Consider the following 16,396-nt stretch of genomic DNA (forward strand, 5'->3'; position numbering starts at 1 on the left):
CAGTGGAAACCCTGATCGGACTGCTCGTCGCTGCGCCGCTGCTCGGCGCGGGCGTCCTGCTGACCGGCGGCAAGCGGCTCGACCGCGTCGGCCACTGGATCGGCACGCTGCTCGCGCTGCTGTCCTTCGTGTTCGGCGCGGTCCTCTTCATCAACATGCTGGGCAAGGCCGCCGACGCGCGGACCCTGAACTCGCACCTGTTCACCTGGGTCCCCGTCGGCGGTTTCCAGGCCGACGTCGGCTTCCAGCTCGACCAGCTGTCGATGACGTTCGTGCTGCTGATCACCGGTGTGGGCACGCTGATCCACATCTACTCGATCGGCTACATGGCGCACGACGAGCGGCGCCGCCGCTTCTTCGGCTACCTCAACCTCTTCCTCGCGGCGATGCTGCTGCTGGTCGTGGCCGACAACTACTTCCTGCTGTACGCCGGCTGGGAGGGTGTCGGCCTGGCGTCGTACCTGCTGATCGGCTTCTGGCAGCACAAGCCGAGCGCGGCGACCGCGGCCAAGAAGGCGTTCATCGTCAACCGGGTCGGCGACATCGGCCTGTCGGTGGCGATCATGCTGATGTTCACCACCTTCGGCTCGTTCGCCTTCAACCAGGTGCTGCCGCAGGCGCAGCAGGCGTCCACCACCCAGCACGCCACCATCACCGGTATCGGCTTCATGCTGCTGCTCGCCGCGTGCGGCAAGTCGGCGCAGGTGCCGCTGCAGTCCTGGCTCGGCGACGCGATGGAGGGCCCGACCCCGGTCTCCGCCCTCATCCACGCGGCGACGATGGTGACCGCGGGCGTCTACCTCATCACCCGCTCGGGTGCGATCTTCAACGCGGCGCCCGACGCGCAGACCGCGGTGGTCACCGTCGGCGCGGTCACGCTGCTCTTCGGTGCGATCGTCGGTTGCGCGAAGGACGACATCAAGAAGGCGCTGGCCGGCTCGACGATGTCGCAGATCGGCTACATGATCATGGCGGCCGGGCTCGGCCCGATCGGCTACGTCTTCGCGATCATGCACCTGGTGACGCACGGCTTCTTCAAGGCCGGCCTCTTCCTGGGGGCCGGCTCGGTCATGCACGGCATGAACGACGAGGTCGACATGCGCCGCTACGGCGGCCTGCGCAAGTACATGCCGGTCACCTTCGTCACCTTCGGCCTCGGCTACCTGGCGATCATCGGCTTCCCCGGCCTGTCCGGCTTCTTCTCCAAGGACAAGATCATCGAGGCCGCCTTCGCCAAGGGCGGCACCGAGGGCTGGATCCTGGGGAGCGCGGCCCTGCTGGGCGCGGCGATCACCGCGTTCTACATGACCCGCGTGATGCTGATGACCTTCTTCGGCGAGCAGCGCTGGCAGCCGGACGCGGAGGGCCACGAGCCGCACCCGCACGAGTCGCCGTCCTCGATGACCATCCCGATGATCATCCTGGCCTTCGGCTCGGTCTTCGCCGGCGCGTTCTTCAGCATCAACTCCCGCTTCGTGCACTGGCTGGAGCCGGTCACCGGGCACTCCGAGGGCGACTCCCCGATCAGCGCGGGGACGGTGACCGGCGCGACGATGGTCTGCCTGGTCGTCGGCGTCGGCATCGCCTGGCTGATCTACGGCCGCCGGCCGGTCCCCGCGGTCGCGCCGCGCGGCTCGCTGCTCACCCGGGCGGCCCGCCGCGACCTGTACCAGGACGACTTCAACCACGTGGTCCTGGTCCGCGGCGGTGAGCACCTCACCCGCTCGCTCGTCTACCTCGACCACTCCCTGGTCGACGGCGTCGTCAACGGCACCGCGGCGTCGGTCGGCGGCCTGTCCGGGCGGCTCCGCAAGCTGCAGAACGGCTACGTGCGTTCGTACGCCGTCTCGATGCTCGGCGGCACCGCGGTACTGGTCGCCGCGACTCTCCTGATGAGGGCGGTCTGATCATGTCCTTTCCCCTGCTCACCGTGACCGCCGCGGTGCCCGCCGTGGGTGCGGTCGTCACCGCGGCGGTCCCCGCAGCGCAGCGGACCACCGCCAAGTACACGGCGCTGCTGTTCTCGCTCGCGACGCTGGTGTTCGCGGCCGTCGCCCTGGTCAGGTTCGACCCGGACGGCAACCGCTACCAGCTGACCGAGTCGCACGCCTGGGTCAAGGACTTCGGGCTGCGCTACGAACTCGGTGTCGACGGCATCGCGGTCGTCATGGTCGCGCTGACCGCCCTGCTGATCCCGTTCGTGATGCTGGCCGGCTGGCACGACGCCGACCCGCTCGAAGACGCCAACCCGAACCGGCGCTGGCGGCCCACCCAGGGCTTCTTCGCACTGATCCTGCTGGTCGAGGCGATGGTGGTGCTCTCCTTCGAGGCCACCGACGTCTTCCTCTTCTACATCTTCTTCGAAGCCATGCTCATCCCGGTGTACTTCCTCATCGGCGGCTTCGGCGACCGCGCACATGCCGCGGGCGAGGACGAGGCGGCACGGCAGCGGTCGTACGCGGCCGTCAAGTTCCTGCTCTACAACCTCGCCGGCGGCCTGATCATGCTGGCCGCGGTCATCGGCCTCTACACCGTGACCGCGCATCAGCTCGGCACCGGCACCTTCTCCCTCCAGGAGATCCTGTCGGCCCGGGCGTCCGGCAAGCTGCACATCGAGACGTCGACCGAGCGCTGGCTCTTCCTCGGCTTCTTCTTCGCCTTCGCGGTGAAGGCCCCGCTGTGGCCGCTGCACACGTGGCTGCCCAACGCGATGGGCGAGTCGACGGCCCCGGTCGCCGTCCTGATCACCGCGGTCGTCGACAAGGTCGGCACCTTCGCGATGCTGCGCTACTGCCTCCAGCTCTTCCCCGAGGCGTCCAAGTGGGCGACCCCGGTGGTCCTGGTGCTCGCGCTGATCAGCATCGTCTACGGCGCCCTGCTGGCGGTCGGCCAGCGGGACATCAAGCGGCTGATCGCGTACGCGTCCGTGTCGCACTTCGGCTTCATCATCCTGGGCATCTTCGCGATGACCACCCAGGGCCAGTCCGGTGCCACGCTCTACATGGTCAACCACGGCATCTCGACCGCGGCGCTGCTGCTGGTCGCCGGCTTCCTGATCACCCGCCGCGGCTCGCGGCTCATCGCCGACTTCGGCGGGGTGCAGAAGGTCGCCCCGATCCTGGCCGGCACCTTCCTGATCGGCGGCCTGGCCACCTTGTCGCTACCGGGGCTCGCGCCCTTCGTCAGCGAGTTCCTGGTCCTGGTCGGCACCTTCAGCCGCTACCCGGTGCTCGGCATCATCGCGACGCTGGGCATCGTGCTGGCCGCGCTGTACGTCCTGGTGCTCTACCAGCGCACGATGACCGGGCCGGTCAAGGCAGGCATCGAGGGCATGTCCGACCTGAAGGCCCGTGAACTGCTGGTGGTCACCCCGCTGATCGCCCTGCTGCTCTTCCTGGGCGTCTACCCCAAGCCGGTCACCGACATCATCAACCCGTCGGTGCACCACACGCTCTCCGACGTGCACAAGACCGACCCCAAGCCCGCGCTGGAGGCGAAGAAGTGAGCGCATCCTCCGTCCACAGCCTGTGGACAACGGCGGCGCCAGTCGCCGACAAGTTCCCCACCCCGCACATCGAGTACGCCCAGCTGTCGCCGGTCCTGATCGTCATGGGCGCCGCGGCGCTCGGCGTGCTGGTCGAGGCGTTCCTGCCGCGCAGGTCCCGCTACACCGCCCAGGTCGGGCTGGCAGCGGTCGGCCTCGCGGCGGCCTTCGCCGCGATCGTGGCACTGGCCGACAAGGGCTACGGCAGCACCAAGGCGCACATCGCGGCCATGGGGGCGGTGGCCGTGGACGGTCCCGCGCTCTTCCTGCAGGGCACCATCCTGCTGGTCGGCTTCGTGGCGATCTTCACCTTCGCCGAGCGCCGGCTCGACCCTCCCCCTAGCTACGCCGGGGGGACCCCCAACTCACGTCAACCGGTCGACTCCTTCGCCGCGCAGGGCTCCGCCGTGCCCGGCAGCGAGCAGGAGAAGGCGGCCGTGCGGGCCGGCTTCACCAGCACCGAGGTCTTCCCGCTGCTGATGTTCGCCGTCGGCGGCATGCTGATCTTCCCGGCCGCCAACGACCTGCTGACGCTCTTCGTGGCCCTTGAGGTCTTCTCGCTGCCGCTGTACATCCTGTGCGCGCTGGCCCGCCGCAACCGCCTGATGTCCCAGGAAGCCGCCGTCAAGTACTTCCTGCTCGGCGCCTTCTCCTCGGCCTTCCTGCTGTTCGGCATCGCGCTGCTCTACGGCTACGCGGGCACCGTCTCGTACTCCGGCATCTCCGCGGTCATCGACGGCACCGCCCCGATGACACCGGCGCTCGCCGACACCACGGGCAACGACGCGCTGCTGCTCATCGGCCTGGCGATGGTCGTGATGGGCCTGCTGTTCAAGGTCGGCGCGGTGCCCTTCCACATGTGGACGCCCGACGTCTACCAGGGCGCTCCCACCCCGGTCACCGGCTTCATGGCGTCCGCCACGAAGGTCGCCGCCTTCGGCGCGCTGCTGCGGCTGCTGTACGTCGTGCTGCCGGGCATGCGGTGGGACTGGCGCCCCGTCATGTGGGGCGTCGCGATCCTGACGATGCTCGCAGGCGCGGTCATCGCGGTCACCCAGACCGACGTCAAGCGGCTGCTGGCGTACTCCTCCATCGCGCACGCCGGCTTCATCCTGGCCGGTGTCATCGCGACCACCCCGGCCGGCATCTCCTCGGTCCTCTTCTACCTGGCGGCCTACTCCTTCGTGACGCTCGGCGCCTTCGCCGTCGTCACGCTGGTGCGGGACGCCGGCGGCGAGGCCACCCACCTGTCGCGCTGGGCCGGCCTCGGCCGGCGGTCGCCGCTGGTCGCGGCGGTCTTCGCGGTCTTCCTGCTGGCCTTCGCGGGCATCCCGCTCACGTCCGGCTTCGCGGGGAAGTTCGCGGTCTTCCAGGCCGCGGCGGCGGGCGGGGCGATGCCCCTGGTCATCGTCGGCGTCATCTCCTCGGCGATCGCGGCGTTCTTCTACGTCCGGGTGATCGTGCTGATGTTCTTCAGCGAGCCGAAGCCCGACGGCCCGACCGTCGCGGTCCCCTCGGTGATGACCTCGACCGCGATCGCGGTCGGTGTCGCCGTCACCCTCGTCCTGGGCCTGGCCCCCCAGTACTTCCTCGACCTGGCCGACAAGGCGGGCGTCTTCGTCCGCTGACCTGCCCCCCGCGCCCCTGCCGGAGCGCGAGCTGACCCCTGGCGCCCGCAGTGCGCCAGGGGTCAGCGGTCTTACGGCGGCTAGTTGGGCACCGCCAGCAGCAGGGCGAAGCGGCGGTCGGGGTCGGTCCACCACTGGCGGACGGTGAAGCCGCCCTCGTGCAGCTCCGCCGTCAGGGACTCCCGGCGGAACTTGCAGGACAGCTCGGTGCGCAGGTCCTCGCCCGCGGCGAGGTCGAGGTTCAGGTCGAGGTCGGGGATCTTGACGGTCTGCGCGTGGCGGGAGCGCAGCCGCATCTCGATGCGCTCCTCGTCGGCGTTCCACAGCGCGACGTGGTCGAAGCCCTCGGGGTCGAAGTCGGCGCCCAGCTCGCGGTTGAGCACGTACAGGACGTTCTTGTTGAAGTCGGCGGTGACGCCCTGCGCGTCGTCGTACGCGCGCACCAGCACGTCCGGGTCCTTGACCAGGTCCGCGCCCAGCAGCAGGACGTCGTCGCTGCTGAGGGCCAGCGACAGGGTGCGGTAGAAGGCCCGGCGCTGGTCGGCGTCGAAGTTGCCGATGGTGCTGCCGAGGAAGGCCAGCAGCCGCGGCCCCGGCTCGTCCGACAGCGGCAGCCCGCCCTCGAAGTCGGCGACGGTCGCGGTGACGGTCAGCCCCGGGTAGTCGCGGCAGATCGCCTCGCCCGCCTCCTCCAGCGCGGAACCGCTCACGTCGAGCGGCGCGTAGCGGACCAGGCTGCCGCCGGCGGTGAGCGCGTCGAGCAGCAGCCGGGTCTTGCGCGACGAGCCGGAGCCCAGCTCGATCAGGGTGCTCGCCCGGGTGATCGCGGCGATCTCGGGGGCGCGGCGGGTGAGGATCTCCTGCTCGGCGCGGGTCGGGTAGTACTCGGGGAGCCGGGTGATCTCCTCGAAGAGGTCGCTGCCGCGCTTGTCGTAGAACCACTTCGGCGGCAGGGTGCGGGGCGGGCCGCTCAGGCCCTTGCGGACGTCGGCGTGCAGCGAGTCGGTGAAGTAGCCGGCGGGCAGCCGGTCGTCGAGGGTGAAGCGGCTCTCGGGCATACGGTGTCGCTCCTTGCGGTCGGCGGCCCCCGGGGGGCGCAGCGGGATGATCCGTACTCCTTCGGTGGTGGCCAGCAGCAGCGAACGGTCGGGGACTTCCCGCCATTCGCCGAACCCGGGCGCCGGCCCCGCGGGACCGGCCCCCGCGGTCCGTGCGGCCCCTTCAGGGGCGTACGCGGCCGGCTCCGCGGTGTGCGCGTCCGCGGGCTCCTCGTCCGGCTCCGAGGCGACCAGCGCGGCCCCCGGACCCGTGCGGTACCAGAGGGTGTCGCCCCAGGCCGTGGCGGCGATCGTGCGGCCGTCGGTGAGCAGCAGGTTGAGCCGCGCGTCGGGGCGGGACGCGGCGACCCGGCGTACCACCGACGCCAGCGCCCCGCCGGGCGGCTGGCCCTGCCGCAGCAGCGCGGTGAGCATCGCCCACAGCGCCGCCGAGTCGCTGCGGGACTCCAGGCCGAGCAGTTCCGCGTCGGTCAGGCCGGTGGGCAGCCGCGTCCAGTCCCTGACGGCGCCGTTGTGGCTGAACAGCCAGCGGCCGTCCTGGAAGGGCGCGGCGGCCGACTCGTCCTGCGTGGTGCCCGCGGTCGCCGACCGCACCGCGGCCAGGACCGCGCCGCTGCGGGTGGCCGCGGCCAGCCCGGCGAAGTTGGCGTCCGCCCACACCGGCACGGCCCGCCGGTAGCGCACCGGCTGGACGAATCCGGCGTCGTCGTCGTGGTCCGCCACGGCGTCCGGGTACCAGCCGACGCCGAAACCGTCGGCGTTCACCGTCCCGTAGCGCTGCCGCCGCGGCCGCCACGACTGCTCGTACAGGCCCTGTCCCGGCCTGACCAGCAGCCGGTCCAGGGTGACCGGCGGCCCCACGTAGGCGAGGTGACGGCACATCAGCCGCGCCCGTCCCCGGAGGCCGCGCCGGCTCCCGCGTCGTCCCTGGCGGTGCGGAAGCCCGAGAAGATCTGCCGGCGGATCGGGTAGTCCCAGTTGCGGAAGGTGCCGCGGGCCGCCACGGGGGAGACGCCGAAGGCGCCGCCCCGCAGGACCTTGTAGTCGGGGCCGAAGAAGACGTCGGAGTATTCCTTGTAGGGGAAGGCGGCGAAGCCCGGGTAGGGGCTGAAGTCGGACGCGGTCCACTCCCACACGTCGCCGATGAGCTGCCGGGCGCCGCTGGGCGCGGCGCCGGCCGGGTAGCTGCCCGCGGGGGCCGGGCGCAGGTGGCGCTGGCCGAGGTTGGCGTGCTCGGGACCGGGGTCCTCGTCGCCCCAGGGGTAGCGGCGGGAGCGGCCGGCGGCCGGGTCGTGCCGGGCGGCCTTCTCCCACTCCGCCTCCGTGGGCAGCCTGCGGCCCGCCCAGCGGGCGTACGCGTCCGCCTCGTACCAGCACACGTGCAGCACCGGCTCGTCGGCCGGTACGGGCTCGGTGCGGCCGAAGCGGCGGCGGTTCCAGCCCTCGCCGTCCCGCTCCCAGAACAGCGGCGCGACGAGCCCTGCCTCGTGGACGTGCCGCCAGCCGTCCGGCGTCCACCAGGCCGGGTCGTCGTAGCCGCCGGCGGCGATGAACTCGGCGTACGCGCCGTTGGTGACCGGCACGGTGTCCAGCCAGAAGCCGGGCACCTCGACGCTGTGCGCGGGCAGTTCGTTGTCCAGAGCCCACGGCTCGGTGCTGGTGCCCATGGTGAAGGGTCCGCCGGGTATCAGGACCTCGGGCGGCAGCAGCGCCACGTCGGCGGGCGCGGGCGGCGGCTCCGGCGCGTCGAGGACCGGCGGGCCCACGCGGAGCTGGTGGGTGGCGAGCATCGTCTCGTCGTGCTGCTGCTCGTGCTGGGCGAGCATGCCGAAGACGAAGGCGCCGGCGAGCAGGCGTTCCGGCTGCTCGAAACCGGTGTCGACGGTGTCGAGCACCTCGGCGGTCTGCTCGCGCACCGCGGCGATGTACGCACGCGCCTCGGCCGGGCCGAGCAGCGGCAGGGCGGGGCGGTCGGCGCGCGGCGTGCGGAACGCGTCGTAGACGTGGTCGAGGTCGGGGCGCAGCCCGGGGCGTCCGCCGGCCTCGCGGACCAGCCACATCTCCTCCTGGTTGCCGATGTGGGCGAGGTCCCACACCAGCGGGGACATCAGGGGGGAGTGCTGGGCTGTCAGGTCGTGCTCGTCGACGCTGTCGGTGAGCAGTTCGGTGCGCCGCCGCGCGGCCTCCAGGGCGGCGAGCGCCCTGGCGGACGGGGCCTGGGTGGCGGGAGCGGCGGAAGTGCCCGCAGCGGCAGGAGTGGCCGCGGCGGGGGACGTGCTGCTGGTACTGGTGGTGCGAGGGTTTGTCACGACATACCTTCCGGAAGGTCAGACGCGGGACAGGGCGTCCAACTGGTCGTGTGCGGGACATCGGCCACGCTCGGCGTAGCGCTCGGCGAATCCGGCGACCGCGGCTCGCAGCGCCGCGGTGCTGTCCGAGCGCGACAGTGCGCTCTCCGCGGCGGTGAAGCAGGCGCGGACGGCCTTGCCGAGGTCCGGGTCGGCCGGGCCGATCCGGGCGGCTCGCCGCCAGACGTCGTCGGAGGGGAGTGGCTGCCCGTCCGGGCACAGCGTTTCTGTGGCCGCGAGTGCGGCATCGGCGGCGACCGGGTCGTCCAGCAGGGCGGCCGCGACCGCGGTCGGCACCACCCAGGCGTCGCCTGCCTGGGCGTCGGTCATCCGCAGTTCCAGCCAGCCGCGCGGTCTGACCGGGGGGAAGAGCGTGCTGAGGTGGTAGTCGAGGTCGGCGGCGGTCGGCCGGCGCAGCCCCGGTACCGTGCCGCGCACCCAGTCGCGGAACGTCAGGCCGGGGGGTGCGGTCCAGTCGGCGGTCCCGACGCGGTCCAATGCGCCGGCTCCTTCGCCGGCTGGGGAATGGGCGTTGCCTTCGCCCTGTGCGCCGGTTTCCGTACCGGCGGTGCCGCGTATGCACAGCACTTGCGCGTCCAGCGCGTAGCGCGCCCAGGCGGCGCGCGGATCGGGGTCGTGGCCGGGTGCGCGGGTGCGGCCCGGGTCCATCGCCGCCCAGGTCGCCTGCCGGGTGGAGACCCATCCGGTGGGGCGCCCGTCGCTGAGCGGGGAGTTCGCGAAGGCCGCCACGAGGACCGGCCCGATCCGGTGCGCCAGCTCCCAGCGCCGCCGGTAGCCGGTGATCCCGGTGGAGTCGTCGCCGCTGTCCAGGTTGACCTGGAGCGACGCCGTGCGGCGCATCATGGTGCGGCCCCACGGGCCTTCACGGTCGAAGAAGCACTCCATCGCCGTGTAGCGCGGGTGGTCCAGGACCCTGGGCGGGTCGCGGTAGGGGTCGAGGCCGAGGCCGGTGAGGACCAGGCCCGCCCGGTCCATGGCCAGGCGCAGGGCCGCCACATCGGCTGCCATCGCCTCGACGCATTCGGTGAGCGAACCGGCGGGCGGGGAGCTCAGCTCCACCTGGCCACCCGGTTCGCGGGTGATCCTGCTGCCCCGTGGCATCGCACCGGGCACTTCGACCGGCGCGAGTGCCGCGTCCAGCCGGTCGGCGGTTATCAGTGTTCGGGGATCGGACCGGTCATGCACCAGCCACTCCAGCTCCACCCCGGTCCTTGCGGGCGGCCCGGTCTTGAAACAGACACCGCGCACATGCGCCTCTGCCTCGTCCTCCAGCAGGTCGGCTCCCATCGATCCACCTCCTCTTCGTTTTCCTCGGAGATTCCCGCGGGATTTTTTTCCCGTTGAGGTCTACCCCGATGCGAGGACATGTCACATGTTGATGCGGTGATTTTAGTTCGCTGTGCGACGAGATGGTCTTACATGGTGGTGAACGTTCTCCGGTCCTCCTGACGACATCCGGCGTCCACCTCACGGGTGGGCCAATACACCTCGAAACACCGCGATCAGGATCATACGCGGAGCGACGGTGCACGGCCTCCCGTACGGCGCCGGGCGCCGCACGGGCCGCTGGCCCCGCCGTGTCCTCCCGCGGCTTGGCATAGGGCGATGCCCCGGCGGTGATCCACAGCCGACCGGCTACGCTGCCCGTGTACGCAATACGAGCCGAGCACCACGTCAGCGCCAGCGGAGCCGCCCGCGAAGCGCCGTCCCAGTACCTCGCCAGAAGCCAGATCAGCGACAGGAGCACCCCTCGTGAACGTCGTCGGGCCACCCTTCGGGCTGAGCGTGTGGGACCCCGCTCTGGACGCCGACATCGGCGCCGGACTCGCGGCGGTGGAAGAGGGCCTCCTGGAGGCCACCAAAAGCGACGTCCCGTTCATCACGGACGCCGCCAGACATCTGCTGCAGGCCGGCGGTAAGCGCTTCCGGCCACTCCTGGTGATGCTCGGCGCCCAGTTCGGCGACCCCTTCGCGCCCCGTGTCGTGCCCTCCGCGGTGGTGGTCGAGCTGACCCACCTGGCCACGCTCTACCACGACGACGTCATGGACGAGGCCGACGCCCGCCGCGGTGTGCCGAGCGCCAACATCCGCTGGGGCAACTCGGTTGCCGTACTGACCGGCGACTTCCTCTTCTCCCGTGCGTCGCACATCCTGGCCGACCTCGGGCCCGAGGCGGTCAGGATCCAGGCCGAGGCCTTCGAGCGGTTGGTGACCGGGCAGATCCTGGAGACGGTCGGCCCGCGCGACGGCCGCGACCCGCTGGACCACTACCTGGAGGTGCTGGCCGGCAAGACCAGCTCGCTGATGGCGGTCTCCGCGCGGTTCGGCTCGATGATGTCGGGCGCCGAGGAGTCGGTGGTGCACACCCTGACCCAGTACGGCGAGCGCATCGGCATCGCCTTCCAGCTCGCCGACGACGTCCTCGACATCGCCAGCGACAGCCACGAGTCGGGCAAGACCCCGGGCACCGACCTGCGCGAGGGCATCCCGACCCTGCCGGTTCTGCATGTGCGCAAGCGGTACGCGCAGGCCGGCGGCGCGGTCTCGGCCGACGACCGGCGGCTGATCGAACTGCTCGACGGCGACCTCACCGACGACGCCCTGCACGCGGAGGCGCTCGGCCTGCTGCGCGCCCACCCGGCGCTCGACCAGGCACGCCGCGACTCGCTGCGCTACGCCGAGGAGGCGCGCACCGCCCTCGCGCCGCTGCCCGAGGGGCCGGCCAAGCAGGCGCTGGTCGGGCTGTGCGACGCCGTGGTGCACCGGGCGGGCTGAGCCCACCGGGGTGCCCGCGGGGAGCCCACCGGGTGGGCCGGGGCCGGGCCTTGCGCCGGCTCCTGCCAACCTTTGCCGCCTCGTGGCGGCCCCTGGCGACCCTGAGACGGCGTCAGGGGTTGTTACTCCAGAACGTGTACGGGACGCGAGACCGTCATCCCGCGGTCGTACACGGAGTTGGCCCCGGGGGCTGATGTGGCGGGGCGGCCGATTTGGTGAGATGGATTCAGACCACTTCGGGGCGGACCGGGCGACAATGGCCTGGGGAGTGGACGAGTGCAGTACAGCAGACCGCCGCTGACGACGGAGGTAAAGACGTAATGGCACTGATCCAACCGGCACAGCCGGAGGCGCGCGAGCCCGACGGAGGGCGGCGGGGGCGCAAGACCCTGCGCTACGCCGTCCCAGCAGCGGTCGTGGGCGTGACCGCGGCGACCATCGGACTGGTCCCCGCGCTCGCGGACAGCGGCGACCCGTCCCTGCCGTCACTCACCGCCGAGCAGCTCATCACCAAGATCGCCGCGTCCGACACCCAGACCGTGGACGGCACGGTCAAGATCAGCACCGACCTGGGGCTGCCCTCGGTCCTGTCGGGAGGCAGCGCGAGCGGGCTGTTCGGCGGTGCGGTCGCGCCGACCGGGCTCAGCTCGTCCGGCAGCTCGCCGGCCGACCCGCAGCGGCAGTTCACCCAACTGCTCATCGGCAGCCACACGCTGCACGTGGCGGCGGACGGCCAGGACCGGCAGAAGGTCTCGATCATCGAGCCCGCCGCCGAGTACAGCGTGATCCACAACGGCTCCGAGGTGTGGGCGTACGACAGCTCGTCCAACGAGGCGTACCACTCCGCGCTGCCGGCCCAGGACTCCACGGCGGGCGCCCACCGGCAACTGCGCGCGCAGGACTTCCCCGCGACCCCGCAGGCCGCCGCCGAGCAGATCCTCACGACGGCGCAGGGCACCGCCTCGATCACCGTCGACGGCACGGCGAAGGTGGCCGGGCACAGCGCGTACGAGCTGCTGATCCGCCCGCAGCACGCGTCGGCCACCACGGTCGACTCGATAAGGATCGCGGTCGACTCCAAGACCGGGGTGCCGCTGAAGTTCACCCTCCAGCCCAAGGGCAACGGCAAGGCGGCCCTGGACATCGGCTACACGAAGGTGAGCTTCGACAAACCGTCCGCGAGCACCTTCGCCTTCACCCCGCCCAAGGGTGTGAAGGTCACCGAGGGCCGTGACGCGGCCCGCGAACGGAAGGCGCCCGAGGCGAAGTCCGGCTTCGGTGAGCCCACCGTCATCGGGTCCGGGTGGGACACCATCGCGGTCTTCCAGGGCAAGGGCGCGCTGCCCTCCGGCGCGGAGAAGAACGGCAAGGGCGGGGCCGCGGCGATGCTCGGCGGCTTCGGCAAGCAGGTCAGCGGTTCCTTCGGCTCCGGCACGCTCTTCCACACCCGGCTGGTCAATGTGCTGCTGACGCAGGACGGCTCGATATACGCCGGTGCGGTCGACCAGTCCGCGCTGACCGCGGCCGCGAACGCCGCCGCGCGATGACACCGGTGGCCCCGCCGCCCGGCGGGGCCACCGCAGCCGGCCCGCAGATGTCGCCGGCAGTTCCCGGCCGCTGACGAAGGAGTGCGATGGACCAGCCGTCCGCCGCGGACGGTCAGGCCCCCGACGTGGTGATCGAGACCCGCGGCCTGGCCAAGCAGTATCGGGGCACGCTGGCCGTGGACGGCCTCGACCTCCAGGTGCCGCGCGGCAGCGTGTTCGGCTTCCTCGGGCCGAACGGCTCGGGCAAGACGACCACGATCCGCATGCTGATGGGCCTGATCGAGCCGACATCGGGCTCCGCCCGCGTCCTCGGCCGCCCCATGCCCCGCTCCTCGCGTAGCGTGCTGCCCAAGGTCGGCGCGCTCATCGAGGGGCCGGCGCTCTACGGCTTCCTGTCCGGGCAGGACAACCTGATCCGGTACGACGCCGCCGACCCGACGGCCGACCCGCGGACCCGGAAGGCAAGGGTGGGCGCGGCGCTCGACCGGGTCGGGCTGACCGCCGCGGCGGGGAAGAAGGCCAAGGCCTACTCGCTCGGCATGAAGCAGCGGCTCGGGCTGGCGTCCGCGCTGCTCCAGCCGCGCGAGCTGCTGGTGCTCGACGAGCCGACCAACGGCCTCGACCCGCAGGGCATGCGGGAGATCAGGGCGCTGATCAGGGAACTGGCGGACGACGGCACCACCGTCTTCCTGTCCTCGCATCTGCTGGACGAGATCGAGCAGGTCTGCACCCATGCCGCGGTGATGGCCCGCGGCCGGCTGATCACCCAGGGGCCGGTCGCCGAGCTGTCCGCCGGCACCCGCGGCCGGCTCGCGGTCGCCACCCCCGACCCGGACGAGGCCGTCCGGGTGCTGGCAGGGCACGGGGTGACGGACCTGGTCGCCGACCCGCACAGCGGCGAGGTCACCGGCGAGCTGCCCGCCGACCCGCCCGACCTGGCGGAGCTGAATGCCGCACTGGTCGCCGCCGGGGTGCGGGTGCGCGGCTTCGGCCTGCGGCGGGCGTCGCTGGAGGACGCGTTCGTGGCACTGACGGGGGAGGGATTCGATGTCGCGGGCTGAGACCACCGCAGGCCCCGGCCTGCAGGACACCGGGCAGGAGCAGCGCCTCGCGCTGCCCGCGTCCCGGCGGGCCAGGGCGGTGTGGACGCTCGGGCTGTTCGGCTCGGAGCTGCTGATCGTCTTCCGCCGGGTGCGGACCCTGGCGCTGCTGGCGGTGCTGGCCGGGGTGCCGGTGCTGGTCGGCATCGCGGTCAGGATCGAGACCCATGACGGCAGCTCGGTCGGCGGCAGCGACGGGGGCGGCCCGGCGTTCCTCGAACAGATCAGCAACAACGGCCTGTTCCTGGCCTTCGCCTCGCTCGCCGCGACGCTGCCCTTCTTCCTCCCGATGGCCATCGGCGTGGTGGCGGGCGACTCCGTCGCGGGCGAGGCCAGCACCGGCACCCTGCGCTACCTGCTGGTGGCCCCGGCCGGCCGCACCCGCCTGCTGCTCGCCAAGTACGCCTCGGTGCTGACCTTCTGCATCGCCGCGACGCTGGTGGTGGTGCTGTCGGCGGTCGTCGTCGGCTTCTCGCTCTTCCCGGTCGGCGATGTGACCCTGCTGTCCGGCAACACGGTCCCGCTGTCCGACGGCATCCTGCGCGGGCTGCTGATCGCGCTGCTGGTCGCCTCGTCCCTGATCGGCCTGGGCGCGCTGGGCCTGTTCATCTCCACGCTCACCGACAGCGGCATCGGCGCCATGGCAGCGACGGTCGGCCTGCTGATCACCATCCAGATCGTGAACAACATCCCGCAGTTGCACGCGCTGCAGCCCTACCTCTTCCCGCACTACTGGCTGAGCTTCGCCGACGTGATGCGCGCCCCCGTCATATGGGACGGCATCGTCAAGAACCTCGCCCTGCAGGCCGTCTATGCCGCCGTCTTCGGGTCCGCCGCCTGGGCGCGCTTCAGCACCCGCGACGTCACCTCGTAGGAACGTCGCAGGGGGCCGCGCCACCCGGTGGCGCGGCCCGGCGGGAGGTACGGCTGGTCAAGCTGTTTACACGCCACTGATGTGCTGTTAGCTTCACGGCATGGGAGCGCTCCCATGCGTGCCCATGACATTCCCCCCACTCCGCCCCTGAGGACCCGGCTGCGGTGGACCACGGCCTCGGGGACGTTGCCGGAAAGGTCACCACCTTGAAGAGAAACAGACAGCTCTCCTTAATAGCCGTCCTCGTCACGCTGCTCTCGGCGCTCGGCATCGTCTTCCTCACCCAGGGCTCGGCGCAGGCGCACGGCGTCGCCATGTCGCCGGGGTCGCGCACGTATCTGTGCTACCAGGACGCCAAGACGTCCACGGGTGCGCTCGTGCCCACCAACCCGGCCTGTGCCGCGGCCGTCGCCCAGAGCGGGACGACGCCGCTGTACAACTGGTTCGCGGTGCTCGACTCCAACGCGGCCGGCCGCACCTCGGGCTATGTGCCCGACGGGACGCTGTGCAGCGCGGGCAACAAGTCGCCGTACGACTTCTCCTCCTACAACGCGGCCCGGGACGACTGGCCCCGGACGCACCTGACGTCCGGGTCGACGATCCAGCTGCAGTACAGCAACTGGGCGCAGCACCCGGGCACCTTCCACATCTACGTGACCAAGCCGGGCTGGTCCCCGACCACTCCGCTGGCCTGGGCCGACCTCGACGCCATCGGCACCAGCACCAACCCGCCCGCGGTGGGCTCGCCGGGTACCGACGGCGGCCACTACTACTGGGACCAGGCGCTGCCCTCGGGCCGCACCGGCAATGCCCTGCTCTTCATCCAGTGGGTCCGCTCGGACAGCAACGAGAACTTCTTCTCCTGCTCCGACATCGCCTTCGACGGCGGCCACGGCGAGGTGACCGGCATCCACAACGGCTCGACCACCCCGCCCACCTCGCAGCCGCCGACGTCGGAGCCCCCCACCTCCCAGCCCCCGACGTCGCAGCCGCCGACGTCGACCCCCCCCACCTCCCAGCCCCCGACCTCCATGCCGCCGGTCGACGGCGCCTGCATGGCCATGTACTCGGTGACCAACTCCTGGAGCGGCGGCTTCCAGGCCTCGGTCGAGGTCATGAACCACGGCACCACACCGTCGAGCCACTGGACGGTGACCTGGAAGCCAGGTGACGGAACGCAGATATCCAGTCTGTGGAACGGCGTCCTGACCACCAGCGGCGGAAACGCGAGCGTGGCCAACGCCGCCTACAACGGCACGATCGCACCGGACGGCAACACCACGTTCGGCTTCACGGCCAACTCCTCGTCCGGTATCACCCTGCCCAACGGCTCCATCACCTGCACGTTCTCCTGACGTGCGGAAGCCGGCGTCCGCCCCGTACGGCCTGCGGGCCGTGCGGGGCGGACGCCGGCGCGGGGCCGGGGGAGAGGAGGTCAGGGAGTGAAGAAGGCCTTCGCCCGCAGCGCCGCGTCCTGGTCCGCGGCGATCTGGCCCGGGCG

The 16,396-nt window shown here is 71.6% G+C and carries 11 protein-coding genes and 1 pseudogene; 8 read left to right on the plus strand and 4 right to left on the minus strand.

The annotated features are described in order from the left end of the window. Nucleotides 1-2: 2 nt before the first annotated feature. Genes nuoL through nuoN form a run of 3 tightly spaced genes read left to right on the plus strand, consistent with a single transcriptional unit; the run spans nucleotide 3 to nucleotide 5,172 of the window. On the plus strand, nucleotides 3-1,907 hold the full coding sequence (gene nuoL / locus NFU81_RS03890) for an NADH-quinone oxidoreductase subunit L (RefSeq protein WP_251485021.1): 1,905 nt from the start codon (nucleotides 3-5) through the stop codon (nucleotides 1,905-1,907). Nucleotides 1,908-1,909: 2 nt separating this feature from the next. Beyond that, nucleotides 1,910-3,505, plus strand: coding sequence for an NADH-quinone oxidoreductase subunit M (locus NFU81_RS03895; RefSeq protein WP_251485024.1), 1,596 nt, complete (start codon nucleotides 1,910-1,912; stop codon nucleotides 3,503-3,505). Then, nucleotides 3,502-5,172 carry an NADH-quinone oxidoreductase subunit NuoN gene (gene nuoN, locus NFU81_RS03900; RefSeq protein WP_251485025.1) on the plus strand — a complete coding sequence of 557 codons (1,671 nt, stop codon included), beginning with the start codon at nucleotides 3,502-3,504 and terminating at the stop codon, nucleotides 5,170-5,172. The genes NFU81_RS03895 and nuoN overlap by 4 nt, the downstream gene beginning before the upstream one ends. A gap of 80 nt (nucleotides 5,173-5,252) precedes the next feature. Here nuoN and egtD read toward each other — a convergent pair whose 3' ends face one another. The 4 genes and pseudogenes from egtD to egtA form a co-directional block, all read right to left on the minus strand. Next, nucleotides 5,253-6,230 (minus strand): L-histidine N(alpha)-methyltransferase, encoded by a 978-nt coding sequence (gene egtD / locus NFU81_RS03905; RefSeq protein ID WP_251485312.1) that lies wholly within the window; start codon nucleotides 6,228-6,230, stop codon nucleotides 5,253-5,255. 219 nt (nucleotides 6,231-6,449) lie between these two features. Continuing rightward, nucleotides 6,450-7,112 (minus strand): annotated as a pseudogene (gene egtC / locus NFU81_RS03910) (ergothioneine biosynthesis protein EgtC); the annotation flags it as partial. Continuing rightward, on the minus strand, nucleotides 7,112-8,539 hold the full coding sequence (egtB, locus tag NFU81_RS03915; protein ID WP_422665140.1) for an ergothioneine biosynthesis protein EgtB: 1,428 nt from the start codon (nucleotides 8,537-8,539) through the stop codon (nucleotides 7,112-7,114). The pseudogene egtC and the gene egtB, both read right to left, overlap by 1 nt. 18 nt (nucleotides 8,540-8,557) lie before the next feature. Beyond that, complete coding sequence (gene egtA, locus NFU81_RS03920; protein ID WP_251485026.1) at nucleotides 8,558-9,886, minus strand: ergothioneine biosynthesis glutamate--cysteine ligase EgtA; 1,329 nt, start codon at nucleotides 9,884-9,886, stop codon at nucleotides 8,558-8,560. Nucleotides 9,887-10,351: 465 nt separating this feature from the next. Between egtA and NFU81_RS03925 the strand changes: the two genes are divergently transcribed. From NFU81_RS03925 to NFU81_RS03945, 5 genes are all read left to right on the plus strand, one after another. Next, nucleotides 10,352-11,374, plus strand: coding sequence for a polyprenyl synthetase family protein (locus NFU81_RS03925; RefSeq protein WP_251485028.1), 1,023 nt, complete (start codon nucleotides 10,352-10,354; stop codon nucleotides 11,372-11,374). A 320-nt stretch (nucleotides 11,375-11,694) separates the two neighbouring features. After that, a complete protein-coding gene (locus NFU81_RS03930) occupies nucleotides 11,695-12,921 on the plus strand; it encodes a LolA family protein (protein WP_251485030.1) in 1,227 nt (408 codons plus the stop codon). Nucleotides 12,922-13,007: 86 nt separating this feature from the next. Beyond that, complete coding sequence (locus NFU81_RS03935) at nucleotides 13,008-13,982, plus strand: ABC transporter ATP-binding protein (RefSeq protein WP_251485034.1); 975 nt, start codon at nucleotides 13,008-13,010, stop codon at nucleotides 13,980-13,982. Beyond that, nucleotides 13,969-14,895, plus strand: coding sequence for an ABC transporter permease (locus tag NFU81_RS03940; RefSeq protein WP_251485036.1), 927 nt, complete (start codon nucleotides 13,969-13,971; stop codon nucleotides 14,893-14,895). Before NFU81_RS03935 ends, NFU81_RS03940 begins: the two co-directional genes overlap by 14 nt. 206 nt (nucleotides 14,896-15,101) lie before the next feature. Then, nucleotides 15,102-16,250 (plus strand): lytic polysaccharide monooxygenase, encoded by a 1,149-nt coding sequence (locus tag NFU81_RS03945; RefSeq protein ID WP_251485039.1) that lies wholly within the window; start codon nucleotides 15,102-15,104, stop codon nucleotides 16,248-16,250. The last annotated feature ends 146 nt before the right edge of the window (nucleotides 16,251-16,396 follow it).

The sequence above is a fragment of the Actinacidiphila cocklensis genome (assembly GCF_907177275.1).
GTDB classification, from domain to species: Bacteria; Actinomycetota; Actinomycetes; order Streptomycetales; family Streptomycetaceae; genus Actinacidiphila; species Actinacidiphila cocklensis.